A 15,576-nucleotide genomic window follows, 5' to 3' on the forward strand; every position below is an offset into this window, starting at 1 on the left:
TGGGTGGCCGCCGACATCGTGGCCAAGCTCCAGGGCCGCCCGCACAAGGCCTTCCAGTTCAGCGATTTCGGCACCATGGCGGTGCTGGGTCGGCTTCATGCGGTGGCCGATCTGCGCGGCCTGAAGGTGACTGGCCTGCCGGGCTGGATCCTCTGGGGCCTGGCACACCTGATGTTCATGCCCGCCAATGAAAATCGCCTCAGCCTGCTTACCAAATGGCTGTGGGCCATCGCCACCCGCCAACGGGCTTCCCTGCTGATCACCGGTCGTCCGAACCAGCACCTGAACGTGGATGTGGGGCTGGAACGTCCACTGGCCGCCCCCTGACCTGCTCCGCCTCGCTTTGCAAGGTGTGGCGACTGATCAACAGGCCCATCACGATCGCCAGATAGAGGGGCCCACAGATGCTCAACGCCACACTCGCCATCTCGGCAGGAGGCGTGGCCGGCACGATGTCTCCGTAGCCCAGCGTGGTGAGACTCACCAGGGCGAAATACTGGATGCGGGTGAAATCGAGGCTCCAGACCTGGAGCCCGGCCGCATTGAGGGGCAGCCCACGCAGGAGCAGGGCCTGGCCACCATCGGTATGGCTCACAAAACTGCCCGGCGCCACCGTTTCCATCACCCCAAACAACAACCCTCCACTGATCCCGAGCAACAGGTAGCCGGCCACCGCCCCCGCCAGCACCTCCATGCCGATGCGGGCTTCCTGGCCGAGGCAGAGCAACAGCCGCTTCAGGCTCCAGAAGATGAAGGCCGTGATCACCACCATCACCGGAAAGCCCACGACAGCGAAGGTGGTCGGGCTGACCATCCACGTGATCTGAAAGACCACACCGGCCAGGCCGGTCCAGCGGTAGAGGATGTCACTCCAATGACGACGGGTCTGTCGGGGTCGCACGGGCTGGCCCAGTTCAAAGGCCAGCAGCACGATCAGCAGAGCATTCCCTGAGAGTGCCAAGGAGCGCAGTGGATAGGGGAAGGCCATCGAAGCCATCACCAGCAGGCAAACCCCAAAGACATGGCGGTAAAAGCGATGACGTTGGCGCATCAGGCCCTCCAGCGGAAACGACCGAGGATCAAGGCAATCAGGATGGCCACATACAGCTGGCCCACCACGGTGATCACCGTGGTCACCACCTGCCCGGACACATGGCTGGTCTTCAGCACCGTGGTGCCGATGGTGGTGAGCATGGTGAAGGCAGCCGCCATCAGCGCCGGTGCCACCACCACATTGGGGAGTGCCGTCGTGGAGCCCACGGCCGGCAACGCCGTCAGGTCAAAGGCGGAGGGATCGAGCACCCAGTGGGCGGTGAGCAACAGCCCACCCGCCAGGCCCACGAGCATGTAACCCGAGGCCGCACCCATCACCACCGACACGGTGACGAAGGGCTCGCGGTTCAAGGTTTTGACCTTGCGAATCACCGCGAGGGAGAGAAAAACCAGCCAGACGATCACATGGGGAATGGTCAGCGCCCGACCCAAGGCTGGCTGAGTGGTGAGGGTCAGGTGCCAGATCAATTCCAGGGCGATGGCGAGGCCACCCAACCCGTAGATCAACGGGCGGGTTTTGCGCAGGGGGGAATAACGGCTGACGAACACCATCAACACCAATGCCAGCACGATCAACGAGCCGGACAACAGCCAGATGGAGCCCTGCGCAACAGGCAACAGCAGCAACAGGGCCACTTCCGTGGCCAGCGTGATCAGATAGCCACGATGGCGCTTGCGCAATCGGACGATCTCCTCACGGGTAATGCGCATGTGGCTCCCTGCTGTGCTTGCTATCCCCTCCGCTCAGCCAGCGATCACAGCCCCGGGCTGCTCTGCATGATGCCGCCGTCGGCAAAGATCGTGGTGGCGGTGATGTAGCTGGCCGCATCGCTGGCCAGGAAACCCACCACCCGGGCAATCTCCTCCGGCTGGGCCATGCGGCCCAGGGGAATGGCCGCATCGAGCTTGGCCAGCAACTCGGGATTGTTCATGGTGGAGTCGTTGATTGGCGTAGCTACGGCGCCGGGGCCCACATTCACCATGGTGATCCCATGGGAGGCCAGCTCCAACGCTGCCGTGCGCGTGAGCATGCGCACCCCTCCCTTGGCACAGCAGTAGGGGGTGTTCTCCGGCATCGGCCAGTCTTCGTGCACCGAGGAGATGTTGATGATCCGGCCGCCGCCGCCTTGGGCGATCATCTGCTTGGCGGCGTACTGACAGGCAAAGAACACACCGCGCAGGTTGACGTTCAACACCTTGTCGAAATCGTCGGGTGTGGTGTTGAGGATCGAGGTGCGGGTCTCGACGCCGGCGTTGTTCACCATCACGTCCAGGCGGCCGTACTTGTCCACGGCCGCCTGCACCAGCCGCTGCAGATCATCAAGCTTCGACACATCGGCCTGAACGCCATAGCTGCTGCCGCCATAGCTGCCGATCTCCCGCTCCAGGTCCTCGGTGGCCTCGGGATGGGAGCGGTAGTCGATCACCACCTTGGCGCCCAATTCGGCCAGGTTTTCCACGATCGCCTTGCCAATGCCGCTGTTGCCACCGGTGACGATCGCCACCTTGCCCTGCAGGAAGGTGGAGAGGCTCTGGCCAGCCAGGGGATTGGTGGTGGAACTGGCGGTCATGGTGCAACAGGGTTGGATTGCCGCAGGGTAAGCAGATCGGGGCGGCCGCGCCGCAGGCTGCAACACCTTCAGCACCAAAGCCTTCGCCATCGCCAGGACCAGATCTGCCCCCTACCCTGAGCGCCAGCGATGGGCGACGGCCATGGAGAGCGCTCAACGCGCAGTCATTCCCGAGGGCTCGATGTTGCAGGGATCCATGCTGAAGGGATCACTGCTGCTTGTGGCAGCCTTTTTGGCCAACACCCTCCAGAGCGCCTTCGCCCGGGCCGTGGGCCCGAGCATGGATGCGGTGATGTTCACCTGGCTCACCTTTCTGCTGGCCTTGGTGATGTTGGTTCCCGTCTTGATCGCCCGGCAGGGCCGCGATCTGCCAACCCAAGCCCTTCACCTGCACCTCCTGCGCGGCGGCACGGGCATGGGCGGTTTTTTGCTGTTCATGACCGCCGCCAAGCTGGTGAACCTGGTGAATGCCAACGTGCTGCTCAACACCACGCCGCTGTTTATTCCGCTGCTGGCCTGGTTGGTGCTCAAGCAGCGCATTCCCCGCAGCCTCTGGATAGCGCTGGCAGTGGGCTTCGCCGGCATGGTGATCGTCGTCAAGCCGAGTATGAGCGTTTTGGATCAACCCGGCGACCTGCTCGGCCTGGCGGCTGGCTTCGTATGCGCGGTTGAATTTCTCACCGTCAAAGGGCTGAATCGCACCGAATCACCCCTCACCCAGCTCTGGTACTTCCTCAGCATCGGGACGGTCATGACGACCCTGGCGATGGTGGGGCATTTTCACGGGATCAGCCTGAATCAGGGACTGCTGGTTTTGGCGTCAGCAGCCTGTCTCCTGAGCTTCCAGTTCTTGTTGATTAAGGCCTACAGCTTTGCCGATCCCAGTTCCATCGGAGCCTTTCAGTACTCCTCCGTCATCTTTGCCGGCCTGATCGGCTGGATCTGGTTCCAGCAGATTCCCGATCTCGGCGTTGTTTTGGGAACTGTGTTGATCTGTCTGGGCGGTGTGATGAGCATCGTCAACCAGGCCACCGGCCGCAGCAGCCCTTCCTAAAGACAGCACGCGCGCCCGTCGGTCAGGCCAACCATCACCGATCCCATTCCCCGCTGATGCCGCCCTCTCCTCTCCTCCCGCACGTTTGCAGCGCTGGCTTCACCACGACCGACGCCGAAGCGGCCGCCCAATTTTTTGAAGGCACCCTGAGATTCCAACGCGGTGACACGCTGTTGGTGGACGCGGGCCCCTATGCCCAGCTGGTGGGGCTGCCCGGCTCCCGGCTAAAGCTGGTGCGGCTCCATCTCGGCGACGAAATCCTGGAGCTCACCGAGATCCTGCACCTGGGCAGCGGCCTGCGGCCAGGACGCCCGATCCCGGCCGACTCCCGCAGCTGCGACCTCTGGTTTCAGCACATCTGCATCGTGGTGAGTGATCTGGAGGCCGCCAGCGCCAAGGCGCGCCAGGCCATTGCCGAGGGCTCCCTGGTGGGGGTGTCCAGCGCGCCTCAAACGCTGCCGGAATGGAACACCGCCGCCGCCGGCATCCAGGCCTTCAAATTCCGCGATCCGGAGGGGCACAACCTGGAGCTGCTCCAGTTCCCGCCCGACAAGGGCGAGCCCCGGTGGCATGGCCCCCAGCCCGCCAGCGCACCCTTCCTGGGGATCGACCACAGCGCCCTCAGCGTCGCCGACACCCTCCGCAGCTGCCGCTTCTACGACGCCCTGCTGGGCCTGAGGCTGTGCGGCGATGGCGTGAACAGCGGCCCCACCCAAGATGGACTTGATGGGCTGGAGGACACGCGGGTGCGCATCACCGGCCATCGCTGCCCCACGGGCGCTGGCGTGGAGTGCCTCAACTACCAGCCCCCCAACAGCGGCCGGCCCCGACCCTCCGACCAGGGCGCCCAGGATCTGGCCCACTGGCAGATCCGTCTGGGGGTTGACGATCTGGATCCCATCGCCGCCAAGGCGGAGACCTACGGCGGGCAACCGCTCCATGGCGGAGTGATCGAGCTGGGCCACCAGGCCGCCCTGGTGGGCAGTGAGCGCGCCCTGCAACTCGCCGACCCCGATGGCCATCAGGTGCAACTGGTGCAGGGATGGGCAGATCTGGGTACCTTGAGCTGACCCTGTAGCCCAGCCCCGATGGATAGCACCGTGGTGGAGCTGCTGGTGCCGGCGGCACCCTCCACCCTTGCCCAGGCATCCCTGCTGGTGATGCGGGTGTTTCTGGGGATCTGCTTCATCCGCCACGGCTGGCCCAAGCTGCGCAACCTCAAGACCTGGGCCACGGCCATGCAGACGCCGCAATGGCTCTGCTTTCTCTCGGCCTTTTCGATGTGGGGTGCCGGCATCGCCCTGATTCCGGGATTGCTCACCCCCCTGGCGGCCCTGGCGATCCTGGTGTCGATGGCCTACGCGGTGGTGGTGGAGCTGAAGGCGGGCTTTCCCTTCATCGCCCCCGATCCCTACCAGATTCCCCCCGGTGATTACGCCGGCCCCATGGGCGTGGGTGACCCCCCAAGCTGGGAAAAGGCGGCCATGTACGTCGTGATGTGCGCGGTGTTGGCCAGCTGCGGTGGCGGCCTGTTCTCCCTCGACAACCTGCTGATCGCCGATCTGGTTCGCAGCCTGCTGGCCTAAGCCAAGGCTCAGGCCCTCAGACGGTCAGGCCCTCAGACGGTCAGACGGTCAGACGGTCAACCAGATGGGCGCCGACCCTCAGGGCATTGGCAATGGCGGTGAGCGAGGGGTTCACCGCGCCGATAGTTGGCATGAAGCTGGTATCGACAACGTAGAGGTTGTCGAGCTCATGGGCCTTGCAGTTGAGATCGAGCACAGACGTAGCCGGGTCGCTGCCAAAGCGACAGGTGCCCGCCTGATGGCCCACCGCGGCGATCGACATCTCGCTCTTGATGTAAATCTGGCGCTCCACCAAATGATTCTTCAGATACAGGTGATCCAGCATCCCCGAGAGCCGGCCATAGAGCCGCTGGGCCGCCGTCTGGTTATTGGGGGTGTAGCTGAGGTGAATATGGCCCTCGCCGTCGATGGTGACCCGGTTATCGGGATCCGGCAGATCTTCTGAGGAGATCCAGAAATCCAGGGCGTGCTCGGCAATCTTGTCCATCGACCAGCCGGGCATCAGGAAGGTTTCCAGCGGCGCATAGCCCTTCATGATCTGGCCGTTGGTCTTGCCAGTCATCTGGATGTTGCCCATCGGGTAGTCGAAGTCCGCATCCCCCAGATACCAGTCGTTGATCGTGATGGTTTTCTGAAACACGGTGGTGTTCGGCTCATGGGCCAGGGCCACCATCGCCTTGCTGTTGTGGAACATGTAGTTGCGGCCCACCTGGTCGGAGCCGTTGGCCAGGCCGCGGGGATGGCGATCATTCGCCGACATCAGCAGCAGCCGGGCGCTGTTGGCCGCACCACAGCTCACCACCACCACATCGCCACTCACCTGGAGGGTTTCACCGTCGCGCTGCAGTTCCACCGCCGTCACGCTCCGGCCGCTGGCATCGGTGTGCAAGCGGCGCACCTCGGCCCTAGTGAGCAACGACACCGTCGTGCTGGCCAGGGCGGGGCGCATCCCCAGCACGTCGGCATCGCTCTTGGCGTGCACCAGGCAGGGGAAACCGTCGCAACAGTTGCACTTACGGCAACGGCTGAAGGCCATGTTGGCCTCATCCAGCATCACCCCACTGGGGGCGTGGGAGGGGTGCAAGCCGGCGGCTCGCAAGTCATCCACCAACTTTTGGATGCGGGGCTCATGGGCCACCGGCGGGTGGGGATAGGGGCCACTGCAGGGGGGCTCGGTGGGATCCTCTCCGCGCAGGCCATGCACGTGGTAGAGCTCCTCCGCCCGCTGATACCAGGGCTCGAAATCGCTGTAGCGCAGGGGCCAGGCCGGTGAGAGGCCGTCAAAGTGACGCAGCACCTCGAAATCCTGCTGACGCAACCGGAAATGGGCCGCCCCATACATCTTCGTGGCACCCCCCACGAAGTAATGGCTACCCGGTTGGAACGGCTTGCCGTGCTTGTCATGCCACACGTCCTTGGAGACGTAGCGGTTCTTCTGGAACACCTCTTCCGCATCCCAGTTCTGGGGCTCCTGGGGAAGCCAGTCACCCCGCTCCAGCACCAGGATCTTCAGACCCGAGGCAGCCAGGGTGCGGGCCAGGGTGCCACCACCGGCACCACTGCCGATGATCACCACATCGAAGTGGGCACCGTTGGCGACGTGTTGCTGCTCGGCAACGGGCAGGGGTGAGCTGTGGATGCCGGTGAGCAGATCCTGGGAAGACACCGGGGCCATCATTGGGGAAGCGAGGGGAAAGTCGTGATCGGCAGTTGACGTTCTGGGGTGAACGTCAACCGGTGGGATAACGATGCAGCTGATTGATCATCTTGGCCACCACGGCGCTCCAACCGGTCTGGTGGGAAGCACCCACACCGCGGCCGTTGTCACCATGGAAGTATTCGTTGAACAGGATCAGGTCGCGCCAATGGGGGTCGTCCTGGAAGAGGTTCACATCGCCGTTGAAGGCACGCCGGCCCAGGGCATCGCGTCGGAAGATTCCCACCAGGCGACTCTGCAGCTGCAGCGAGGCATCCCAGAGGTTGATCCAGTTGCCGGAGCGGGTGGGAAACTCCACCTTGAAGCTATCGCCATAGAAGTGGGCAAACTTCTGCAGCGATTCGATCAGCAGAAAATTCATCGGCATCCACACCGGCCCGCGCCAGTTGGAATTGCCACCAAACATGGCCACCGGGCTGTCGGCAGGGCTGTAGCGCAGCTCTTCACTATCTGACCCCTCGGTGTAGCGATAGGGATTGTCCGCATACACCTTGGATAGGGCCCGGATGCCGTAGGGCGAGAGAAACTCGTCTTCATCGAAGAGCCGTTCACAGATCCGTCGCAGCCGCTCTTCGGGCACCAGGGTGAACAGAACGCGATCGTTGTGCCAGCGACCCAAATTGGACTGCAGCCAGGTGGGACTGGTGCGCTCATGCACAAACCAGGACAGGCTCTTGAGCACATCCAGCACCGGCAGGCGCTCCACCGTCTCGACGTCGTAGCTGGCCACCGCCAGCAGCGGAATCAGGCCCGACACCGAGCGGGTTCGCAGAAAATCGCTGCTGCCATCGGGCCGCTTGATCACGTCGTAATAGAAGCCATCCTGCTCGTCCCAGTTGAGGTACGAATGGGTGATCGGTGCGTTGAGGGTAACCGCCAACTGCACAAAGTCGTAGACGAATCGCTCACACAGATCGGCGTATTCGGCCTGATCACGACTGAGCTCCACCGCAATATTCAGCAGGTTTAGGCTGAGCGACGCCATCCAGGCCGTGCCATCACATTGCTCGATATGGCTGCCATCAGACAGGGGGAAGCGCCGGTCGAACACGGCGATGTTGTCGAGGCCGAGGAAGCCGCCCTCAAACACGTTGTCGCCGGAGCGGTCGTTGCGGTTGGCCCACCAGCCATACTCGAGCAACAGCTTGCGCAGGGCAGAGCGCAGGTAGGAGAAATCAGCCGTTCCCTCGGCCTGCTTGCGCTCAATCTGGAAGATCCGCATCACCGCCCAGGCCCCAATCGGCGGGTTGGGATCGGAGAGGGCCCACTCGTAGGCAGGGGTCTGGGCGTTGGGGGCCGTGTAGTGGGGCGAGCGCAGCAACATCGACTGCTGCTTGGCCGTGGCCGGATCCACAATCGCGAACGACACGGCGTGGAACATCAGGTCCCACTGACAGAAGTAGGGGTACTCCCACGCATCCGGCATGGCGATGATGTCGTGGGCGTGCAACCGTCGCCACTGGGCCGTATCGCTTTGCTGGCGCTCAGGCGGTGGCGCCGGATGGGTGGGATCGCCCTCCAGCCAGCGCTGAACGCTCCAGCCGTAGTACTTCTTGCACCACAGCAGGCCCGCCAGGGCCGTGTTGTGGATGAGCCGATCGTCGGGATCCAAACCCGGCAGGCGGTGCTCCATGTAGGCCTGCCACTCCTGCTCGCGGGCCTCAAACAGGGCATTAAAAGCATCGCCGAACGGCGCTGAATCGGCAGCGGAATCCGGCTGCTCCACAGCCCGCAAGCGCAACTCCACCGTCCAGGTTTCGCCCGGTTCCAGGGTGTGCTGCAGCAGGGCGGCGGCCTTGGTGCCCTCACCGACCGAATTGATGGCACCCTGCTCGCCCTCGATCAGGAAGCGGTGGAAGCCATCCTTCTGGAAGGGTGTCGTGTTGGGCTGGCCGAAGAGGCGCTCATTGTTGGTCTCGTTGTCGGTGAACATCCAGCGACCCGGACCGTTCAACAACAACTCATAGGAGTCCAGATCGGCCAGGGCCGGGGTGATCAGCCGCTCCCCCTCCAGTCGCATCGGCTGGCGGGTGGCATCGGGATAGCCCCAGGACCAGGTGTTGCGCAGCCACAAGGTGGGCAACAGGCTCAACGGCGCGGCCTGCGGCCCGCGGTTGATCGCCCGGATGCGGATCAGGAGGTCAGTGGGAGAGGCCTTGGCGTAGTCGATGAACACATCGAAGTAGCGGCTCTCGTTGAACAGGCCCGTATCCACCAGCTCGTATTCCGGCTGATCGCGGTCACGGCGACCGTTTTCCTCCACCAACTGCTCGTAGGGAAAGCGGGTCTGCGGATATTTGTACAGCCCCCGCATGAAGCTGTGGGTGGGGGTATTGGCGATGTGGAAGTAGTAATCCTTCAGGTCTTCGCCGTGGTTGCCCTCGGGGTTGCCCAGGCCGAAGGGCCGCTCCTTGAGAATCGGATCCTGGCCGTTCCAGAGGGCCAGGGAAAAACACAGGCGGCACTGCTCATCGCAAAGGCCGAGTAGACCGTCTTCTCCCCAGCGGTAAACGCGCGAGCGGGCATGGTCGTGGGGAAAGGAGCGCCAGGCATCGCCGTCGGCGGAATAGTCCTCGCGCACGGTGCCCCACTGGCGATCGGGCAGGTAGCTGCCCCACAGGCTCCAGGGCGCGTGACCGCAGTCACGCTCGGCCATGCGTCTGGACTCGGTGGGAATGGGATCGGTCATCGCAGGGACGCCTTCAGATCGTCGGCCATCCGCAGGGCATTGGCGATCACCGTGAGGCCAAAGCCCATGGCCGGGCAAGCGGGAAACACACTGGCATCGGCAATCGTGAGGTTGGCCACCTCATGGCTACGGCCCTGCAAATCCACCACCGACGTCGCCGGATTGTCGCCCATGCAGCAGGTGCCGCAGCTGTAGCCCATCGCCGATAGGGGCGCCTCACCGCGGGGATGGGTGGGTGCCTGCTTCACCACATGGCAGTCGGGGTCGGCCTCCACCGCCTTGAGCGTGTCGATCCAGCGATAGACGAGGCGATCATGGGCCTCGCGGTTGTTGGGCTGGTAGGTGATCTGGATACGATCCCCCCGCAGGCTGACGCGGTTGTGGGGATCGGGCAGCACCGGGCTCATCGCCCACCAGCTGATTGAACGTGAGGCCAGCTGTTCGAGGCCGAAGTTGGGCAGCAGCTTGGTCACCAGGGAGAGCACCGGCGGTGACTCAGCGAACAGGGCATCCTGCAGAACCCCACCACCGTTCTGGATCGAACCGAGGGGGAAGGAGACATTCTGATCGCCCCAGAGGTAGTCGTTAATGCCATAACTCCGCCCATAGCGGCCGCTGTTGGCTTCCGTGGCGAGTTGCAGGATCGAGGTGAGCTGCAGCTTCATCAGATTGCGGCCCACCTGGTCGGAGCCGTTGGCCAGCCCCCGGGGATGGCGATCGGTGCCTGAACGCAACAGGATCGCCGCGCTGTTGACGGCCCCAGCCGCCAGCACCACCTGATGAGCCATGAACAACCAGCTCTGGCCGTCCACCAGGGCCTCCACCCCCCGCACCTCCGTACCCGTGGGATTGACGTGCAACCGTTGCACCTGGGCCCCGGTCCTCACCACCACCGAGGTGGAGGCGCGGGCGGGATCCACCCCGAACAACTCCGCATCGCCACTGGGATCCGCCACGGATTCCGACCAGCTCTGGGGCAGGTGGTAAGGATTCACCCCCTGGCGGCCCAAGGCCAGACGCAGCTCTTCAAAGAAGGGCTCAACGGGTTTGGGGGCGAGAGCGTAATTGCCGCGGGCGCTGGGCTCGGTTGGGTCCACCCCGCGTCGGCCATGGACGCGGTAGAGGCTCTCCGCCTGGTCGTACCAGGGCTCAAGATCGCCATAACTGAGCCCCCAAGCCGGTGCCTGTCCCTCCTGCAGGGCGAGGCCCGCCAGTTCCCGCTCGCGCAACCGCTCCAGCACGCCCCCCCAAATCTTGGTGTTGCCTCCCAGGGCATAGATCGTTTGGGGTGAGAAGGGATCCCCATCGGTGCCAAACCATTGCTCCTTGGGGTGGTAGCGATCCTTGCGGAACAGGTCGACATCGGCCACGTTCTGATCGGCCAGGGACATCTGCTGGCCCCGCTCCAGAAGCAGCACCGCATGGCCGGCCTCGGCCAGGGAACGGGCCATGGTTCCCCCGGCGGCTCCGCTGCCGATGACAATGACGTCGTAATGGCGGTCGTCGATAATCATGAAGAGGTCCTCAGCTGCGCTGCCAGACGTAAATGAGCACAAACAGGATGATCCAGATCACATCCACGAAGTGCCAGAACAGCGATGTGGCCTGCACACCCTGTTCTCCCCCCACGTAGTTCTGGGGGATAAAGGATTTCACCAGCATCAGGCCCATCAGAAACACGCCTGTGGCCACATGCAGGCCGTGAAAGCCTGTGAGCAGGTAGAACGTGCCCCCGAACACGCCACTGGTGAAGCCAAATTGAAGGCCACTCCATTCGACCGCCTGGCCATAGAGGAAGTAAGCCCCCAGAGCCATAGTGACCAACCAGAACGTGCGGAATCCGACCAGGTTGCCTTTGGCCATGCAACGCTCCGCCAACCAAATGGTTCCGGAACTGGACACCAGCACCACGGTGTTGATCAGGGGCATGCGCCACTCCAGGCCCTCCACACCCGCTGGCAACCAATTCAGGGCACTGGTTTTCAGCAGGGCGAAGCCGCTGAAGAAGGCCAGAAAAATGACGCTCTCAGAGCAGAGAAAGATGATGAAGCCGGTGAGGTTGTGATTCTGATGCTCAGCTTTCGGATGATCCGGTGGCTGATGAACGGTGGCAGTCATGTGCTGGCCTCCTGCAGACAGAGCTGGCGTTCGATCTCAGCCTGGTGTTCCACCAGCGGTTCACCGGTGCCATAGCCATAGGGGCGGGAGATCACGGTGGGAACGTGCTCGCCAAAGTTGTCCTCCGGCGGCGGAGACGGCAACAACCATTCCAGACCGATGGCATTCCAGGGATTGTGGGTGGCCTTTGGTCCCCTCACCCAGGCACTCAGCATATTGAGCAGGAAGGGGATGATCGACACCCCCAGCAGGAAGGCTCCCAGACTGGCCAGCACATTCCAAAAGGCGAATTCCGGGTCGTAGCTGGACACGCGCCGGGGCATCCCCATCAAACCGAGGGGATGCATGGGCAGGAAGTTGAGGTTGGCCCCGATGAAGGTGAGCAGGAAATGCAACTTGCCGAGGCCCTCGTAGGGCATGCGGCCGGTGAATTTAGGAAACCAGTGGTAAATCGCAGCGAAGATGCCCATCACCGCGGCTCCATAGATCACGTAGTGGAAATGGCCCACCACGAAATAGGTGTTGGAGACGTGGATGTCCACCGGAACGGTGGCCAGCATCACACCGGTGATGCCGGCAAACACGAAGTTGAACAGGCCCCCCAGGCAAAACAGCATGGGCGTGGTGAGCCGCAGCTTGCCACGCCAGATGGTGCCCAGCCAGGCAAACACTTTCACGCCGGTGGGCACCGAAATCAGCATGGTGTTGACCATGAACAGGTTGCGCATCCACTGGGGCACGCCACTGGTGAAGAAGTGATGCACCCACACGATCAGGCCGAGGCCCACGATGATGAACGAGGCCAGCGAGACATACACGTAGCCGAACAGGGGCTTGCGGGAATAGACGGGAAACAGCTCCGAGAAGATTCCAAACACCGGCAGAATGATCACGTACACCGCCGGATGGGAATAGAACCAGAAAAAGTGCTGATAGAGCACCGGATCACCACCCCCCTCCGCCTCGTAAAAGCTGGTGCCAAAACTGAGATCCATCAGCAGCATCACCGCACCACCGGTGAGGGCCGGCAGTCCGATCAGCTGCAGACTCTGGGCCGCCAAGGCGGTCCAGCAATAGACGGGCATGCGGAAAAAGCCCATCCCAGGAGCCCGCATCCGCAGGATCGTGGTCACAAAATTCACCGCGCCCATGATCGAGGACACCCCAGAAAGCGCGACGGCCGTCAACCAGAGGCCCTGGCCATTGATGAAGTGGCCCAGGGGGTTCTGAATGCTCACCGGTGGATAGGACCACCAGCCGGAGTAGGCAGGACCGCCGGGGACAAAAAAGCTGGCGATCAACAAAAAACCGAAAATCGGCACCAACCAGAAGGCCACCGCGTTGAGCCGCGGGAAGGCCATATCGGGAGCCCCGATCATGGTGGGAATCAACAGGTTGTTCAGCCCGTTCAGCACCGGAAAGATGAACAGGAACAACATGATGGTCCCGTGCATCGTATAGATGCCGTTGTACACCGTTCTGTCCACCAGATCAGACGCCGGCGTGATCAACTCACCACGGATAATCATGGCCAAAAGGCCACCGATCAGGAAGAAGAAAAAGGCCGTGACGATATACTGAATCCCAATCACCTTGGCATCGGTGTTGAACCCGAAGTACCGGTTCCAGGACTGGTTTTCCGGAGGGCTTGAAGGGAAGGTGGCGGAAGTCATGGGCTCAGGCGTCGTGCGGCAGGGTGTTGGATCCGGGAACGTTCACCTGGGGGGGCGGAGCCGGTGGCACGGTGGCCCAGCCGGGATTCTTCAGCTGCTTGCGCTCGCCGTACTCGCCAACGGCATCACTGAGACCTGGCTGCAGCGGCTGCCGGGCTGCGTTCTGAAGCCAGGCCTGGTAGTCATCTGCGCTCTCCACCACCACATCGGCCTGGTTGGCCGCAAACCAGGTGCCGCTGAACTGGGAATCGCGCAGGCGGTAGCGCCCCTCGCGGGTGGGGGTGAGGTTGAAGTTGATCGCCCGGCCCGGGATCACGTCCTGCTTGAGGCGGAAAGCCGGGATGTAGAAGCCATGCAACACGTCATCGGAAACGAGACGGAAGGTGACGGGCTGATCCACCGGCAAATGGAGCTCGGTGGTGGAGACGTTGGCCTTGGGATAGCGGAATTCCCACGACCATTGCCGCGCGATCACCTCCACCTGCTCGGCGGGCAGGCGATCAGCGGGATAGCCACCCTGCTCTTCGACAGGATTGGCCAGGTGGATGTGCTCCATCGGCCCCAGCACCCCCAGGCTGGTGTTCACCCGAATGGCGTACACCGCAATCGCCATGACCAGCACGAAGGGGATCGCCGTCCAGATCACCTCCAACCGGGTGTTGCCCTCAATCGGCTCCGCATCGGTTTCGTCGTATTTCTCGGCGCGGTGCATCAACACCACCCACGCCATCACCGACACCACGGCCCCAAACACGAAGGTGCCAACGCCCGTTTCAAAGCTGAACAGCCCATCCACCAAGGGAGCAGCGGTGGAGGCCTGCACCGGCAGCCAGCGGTAGGACTGCTGGGCCATCCACCAGCTCAGGGCCAGCAGCGCGCCGATCCAGCCCAGCAGGGCCACCAGGCCCAAGCCGCTGATCGGCAGCCGGGAACGGCCAGAGGAGTTGCTCATGGCAGGGCCTCCTTGAGATCAGCCCCCGCAGCCAATAACTGATCAGCGGTGATGTGCACACCAAATTCGCCGGCCAACTCGGCCCCGAGGGTGCCGTGCAGCCCGATCACCAGAAACAGCCCAAGCCCCACCAGCAGGTAGAGCCACTGCACCTGGCGCCCCATGTCGCGGCGCCAGACAAAGCGCTGGTAGCCCCGCCACACCGTCATCGCGACGATCACCAGCAGGATCACAACACCGCCAACGCCATGCCAGAGCATCGTCTCCATGCTCTGCAGCCCAATGGTGCTGGTGACTCCCGGCAGGGGCACCGCCAGCAGCATCTCGAAGAAGCCAGCCGCCACGGTGAAGAAGGTGGCGATGGCGCAGGCCAGCAGGTTGTACCAACCCACATCGTGAAAGCCACCCCGGGTCACCGGCAGGGCCAGAAAGCGGAACACCCGCTTCTCCACCGGATAGAGAGCGCCGGCAATATCAAAGGCGATGGCAATCACGAACAAACCGATCGTGAGATGCACCAGGTTGGGGTGAATCGGCAGGGCATAGGGCAGGCCGTTGGAGCCCAGATCCGAGGCCAACTGCTCAATCGGCGAACCCACCGGAATGAAGGCGGCCATCACACCAACCCCGCCCGCATGGCCTGGACCACGGGCACCGTGTGCAGCCCGTACACCCAGATGAGTTGGTTACCGAGGGTCACCTGCACCACGATCAGGGCACTGAGCAGGCCACCGGCGCCGAGGAATGCCAGGGGCAGCTGCTGGGGGTCCTTACTGCGGATCACATAGCGCCAGCCCGACATCAACGACAGCACACCTGCCAACGACCAGCCGATCGTGCTGTGCAGGTTGAGAATGTCGCGGGAGGCCCCATAGGGATTGGCCAACCCTGCTTCCACCTGGCCAAAGATGATCGCCACAAAGATGGCGGCGGTGGCGAACAGCAGATTCCAGAAGCTGACCTCAAACAGGGCCGACCTGCGGGTGAGGACACCAATCAAATCAAACACAAACGTGATCAAGCCCATGGCGATCACAAAGTGCACCACGATTGGATGGAGGGTATCCATCCAGGGGAGGTTGTGGTCGTTGAGCGGCGGCAGCAGCTCAAGCATGGGGCCCACGTCAAACAGGGATGCCAATCACCCTGCAGAGGGCGTGGCA

At 63.1% G+C, this 15,576-nt stretch carries 14 protein-coding genes and 1 pseudogene; 4 read left to right on the plus strand and 11 right to left on the minus strand.

Going from position 1 to position 15,576, the window contains the following annotated elements; genetic code table 11:
* Positions 1-327, plus strand: a pseudogene (locus tag KBY71_RS08080) (NAD(P)/FAD-dependent oxidoreductase); the annotation flags it as partial.
* Here KBY71_RS08080 and KBY71_RS08085 read toward each other — a convergent pair.
* Genes KBY71_RS08085 through KBY71_RS08095 form a run of 3 tightly spaced genes read right to left on the minus strand, consistent with a single transcriptional unit; the run spans position 260 to position 2,624 of the window.
* Positions 260-1,051 (minus strand): potassium channel family protein, encoded by a 792-nt coding sequence (locus KBY71_RS08085; RefSeq protein ID WP_254928422.1) that lies wholly within the window; start codon positions 1,049-1,051, stop codon positions 260-262. The pseudogene KBY71_RS08080 and the gene KBY71_RS08085 overlap by 68 nt on opposite strands.
* A complete protein-coding gene (locus KBY71_RS08090) occupies positions 1,051-1,764 on the minus strand; it encodes a hypothetical protein (RefSeq protein WP_254928423.1) in 714 nt (237 codons plus the stop codon). The genes KBY71_RS08085 and KBY71_RS08090 overlap by 1 nt, the downstream gene beginning before the upstream one ends.
* Positions 1,765-1,808: 44 nt before the next feature.
* The gene (locus KBY71_RS08095) at positions 1,809-2,624 is read right to left on the minus strand and encodes an SDR family NAD(P)-dependent oxidoreductase (protein ID WP_254928424.1); all 816 of its coding nucleotides are present in this window, start codon (positions 2,622-2,624) and stop codon (positions 1,809-1,811) included.
* 142 nt (positions 2,625-2,766) lie between these two features.
* Here KBY71_RS08095 and KBY71_RS08100 point away from each other — a divergent pair, with 142 nt between their 5' ends.
* From KBY71_RS08100 to KBY71_RS08110, 3 genes are read left to right on the plus strand one after another with little or no spacing between them, the layout of a single operon-like run.
* Positions 2,767-3,678, plus strand: a complete 912-nt coding sequence (locus KBY71_RS08100) for a DMT family transporter (protein WP_254928425.1) — start codon at positions 2,767-2,769, stop codon at positions 3,676-3,678.
* Positions 3,679-3,734: 56 nt separating this feature from the next.
* Positions 3,735-4,748 (plus strand): VOC family protein, encoded by a 1,014-nt coding sequence (locus KBY71_RS08105; RefSeq protein ID WP_254928426.1) that lies wholly within the window; start codon positions 3,735-3,737, stop codon positions 4,746-4,748.
* Between the two features lie 18 nt (positions 4,749-4,766).
* Positions 4,767-5,264 carry a DoxX family protein gene (locus tag KBY71_RS08110; protein ID WP_254928427.1) on the plus strand — a complete coding sequence of 166 codons (498 nt, stop codon included), beginning with the start codon at positions 4,767-4,769 and terminating at the stop codon, positions 5,262-5,264.
* 40 nt (positions 5,265-5,304) lie between these two features.
* Here KBY71_RS08110 and KBY71_RS08115 read toward each other — a convergent pair whose 3' ends face one another.
* From KBY71_RS08115 to KBY71_RS08150, 8 genes are all read right to left on the minus strand, one after another.
* The gene (locus KBY71_RS08115) at positions 5,305-6,903 is read right to left on the minus strand and encodes a GMC family oxidoreductase (protein WP_254928447.1); all 1,599 of its coding nucleotides are present in this window, start codon (positions 6,901-6,903) and stop codon (positions 5,305-5,307) included.
* A 91-nt stretch (positions 6,904-6,994) separates the two neighbouring features.
* Entirely contained in the window at positions 6,995-9,670 is a 2,676-nt protein-coding gene (locus KBY71_RS08120; RefSeq protein WP_254928428.1) for an MGH1-like glycoside hydrolase domain-containing protein, read from the minus strand.
* Entirely contained in the window at positions 9,667-11,184 is a 1,518-nt protein-coding gene (locus KBY71_RS08125; protein ID WP_254928429.1) for a GMC oxidoreductase, read from the minus strand. Before KBY71_RS08125 ends, KBY71_RS08120 begins: the two co-directional genes overlap by 4 nt.
* A 10-nt stretch (positions 11,185-11,194) precedes the next feature.
* On the minus strand, positions 11,195-11,788 hold the full coding sequence (locus KBY71_RS08130) for a heme-copper oxidase subunit III (RefSeq protein WP_254928430.1): 594 nt from the start codon (positions 11,786-11,788) through the stop codon (positions 11,195-11,197).
* A complete protein-coding gene (locus KBY71_RS08135) occupies positions 11,785-13,461 on the minus strand; it encodes a cbb3-type cytochrome c oxidase subunit I (protein WP_254928431.1) in 1,677 nt (558 codons plus the stop codon). The genes KBY71_RS08130 and KBY71_RS08135 overlap by 4 nt, the downstream gene beginning before the upstream one ends.
* A gap of 4 nt (positions 13,462-13,465) precedes the next feature.
* Positions 13,466-14,413: a cytochrome c oxidase subunit II gene (locus KBY71_RS08140; RefSeq protein ID WP_254928432.1), complete on the minus strand. Its 948-nt coding sequence runs from the start codon at positions 14,411-14,413 to the stop codon at positions 13,466-13,468.
* Positions 14,410-15,030 (minus strand): DUF2231 domain-containing protein, encoded by a 621-nt coding sequence (locus KBY71_RS08145; RefSeq protein WP_254928433.1) that lies wholly within the window; start codon positions 15,028-15,030, stop codon positions 14,410-14,412. Before KBY71_RS08145 ends, KBY71_RS08140 begins: the two co-directional genes overlap by 4 nt.
* Complete coding sequence (locus tag KBY71_RS08150) at positions 15,030-15,527, minus strand: DUF2231 domain-containing protein (protein ID WP_254928448.1); 498 nt, start codon at positions 15,525-15,527, stop codon at positions 15,030-15,032. Before KBY71_RS08150 ends, KBY71_RS08145 begins: the two co-directional genes overlap by 1 nt.
* Positions 15,528-15,576 lie beyond the last annotated feature (49 nt).

It is taken from the genome of Cyanobium sp. T1B-Tous, from assembly GCF_024345475.1.
Classification (GTDB): domain Bacteria; phylum Cyanobacteriota; class Cyanobacteriia; order PCC-6307; family Cyanobiaceae; genus Cyanobium_A.

Bases quoted from the DNA above. Each gene is read 5' to 3' on its own strand.
- KBY71_RS08085 (WP_254928422.1), bottom strand. From the start codon at position 1,051: ATGCGCCAACGTCATCGCTTTTACCGCCATGTCTTTGGGGTTTGCCTG.
- KBY71_RS08090 (WP_254928423.1), bottom strand. From the start codon at position 1,764: ATGCGCATTACCCGTGAGGAGATCGTCCGATTGCGCAAGCGCCATCGT.
- KBY71_RS08095 (WP_254928424.1), bottom strand. From the start codon at position 2,624: ATGACCGCCAGTTCCACCACCAATCCCCTGGCTGGCCAGAGCCTCTCC.
- KBY71_RS08100 (WP_254928425.1), top strand. From the start codon at position 2,767: ATGGAGAGCGCTCAACGCGCAGTCATTCCCGAGGGCTCGATGTTGCAG.
- KBY71_RS08105 (WP_254928426.1), top strand. From the start codon at position 3,735: ATGCCGCCCTCTCCTCTCCTCCCGCACGTTTGCAGCGCTGGCTTCACC.
- KBY71_RS08110 (WP_254928427.1), top strand. From the start codon at position 4,767: ATGGATAGCACCGTGGTGGAGCTGCTGGTGCCGGCGGCACCCTCCACC.
- KBY71_RS08120 (WP_254928428.1), bottom strand. From the start codon at position 9,670: ATGACCGATCCCATTCCCACCGAGTCCAGACGCATGGCCGAGCGTGAC.
- KBY71_RS08125 (WP_254928429.1), bottom strand. From the start codon at position 11,184: ATGATTATCGACGACCGCCATTACGACGTCATTGTCATCGGCAGCGGA.
- KBY71_RS08130 (WP_254928430.1), bottom strand. From the start codon at position 11,788: ATGACTGCCACCGTTCATCAGCCACCGGATCATCCGAAAGCTGAGCAT.
- KBY71_RS08135 (WP_254928431.1), bottom strand. From the start codon at position 13,461: ATGACTTCCGCCACCTTCCCTTCAAGCCCTCCGGAAAACCAGTCCTGG.
- KBY71_RS08140 (WP_254928432.1), bottom strand. From the start codon at position 14,413: ATGAGCAACTCCTCTGGCCGTTCCCGGCTGCCGATCAGCGGCTTGGGC.
- KBY71_RS08145 (WP_254928433.1), bottom strand. From the start codon at position 15,030: ATGGCCGCCTTCATTCCGGTGGGTTCGCCGATTGAGCAGTTGGCCTCG.
- KBY71_RS08150 (WP_254928448.1), bottom strand. From the start codon at position 15,527: ATGCTTGAGCTGCTGCCGCCGCTCAACGACCACAACCTCCCCTGGATG.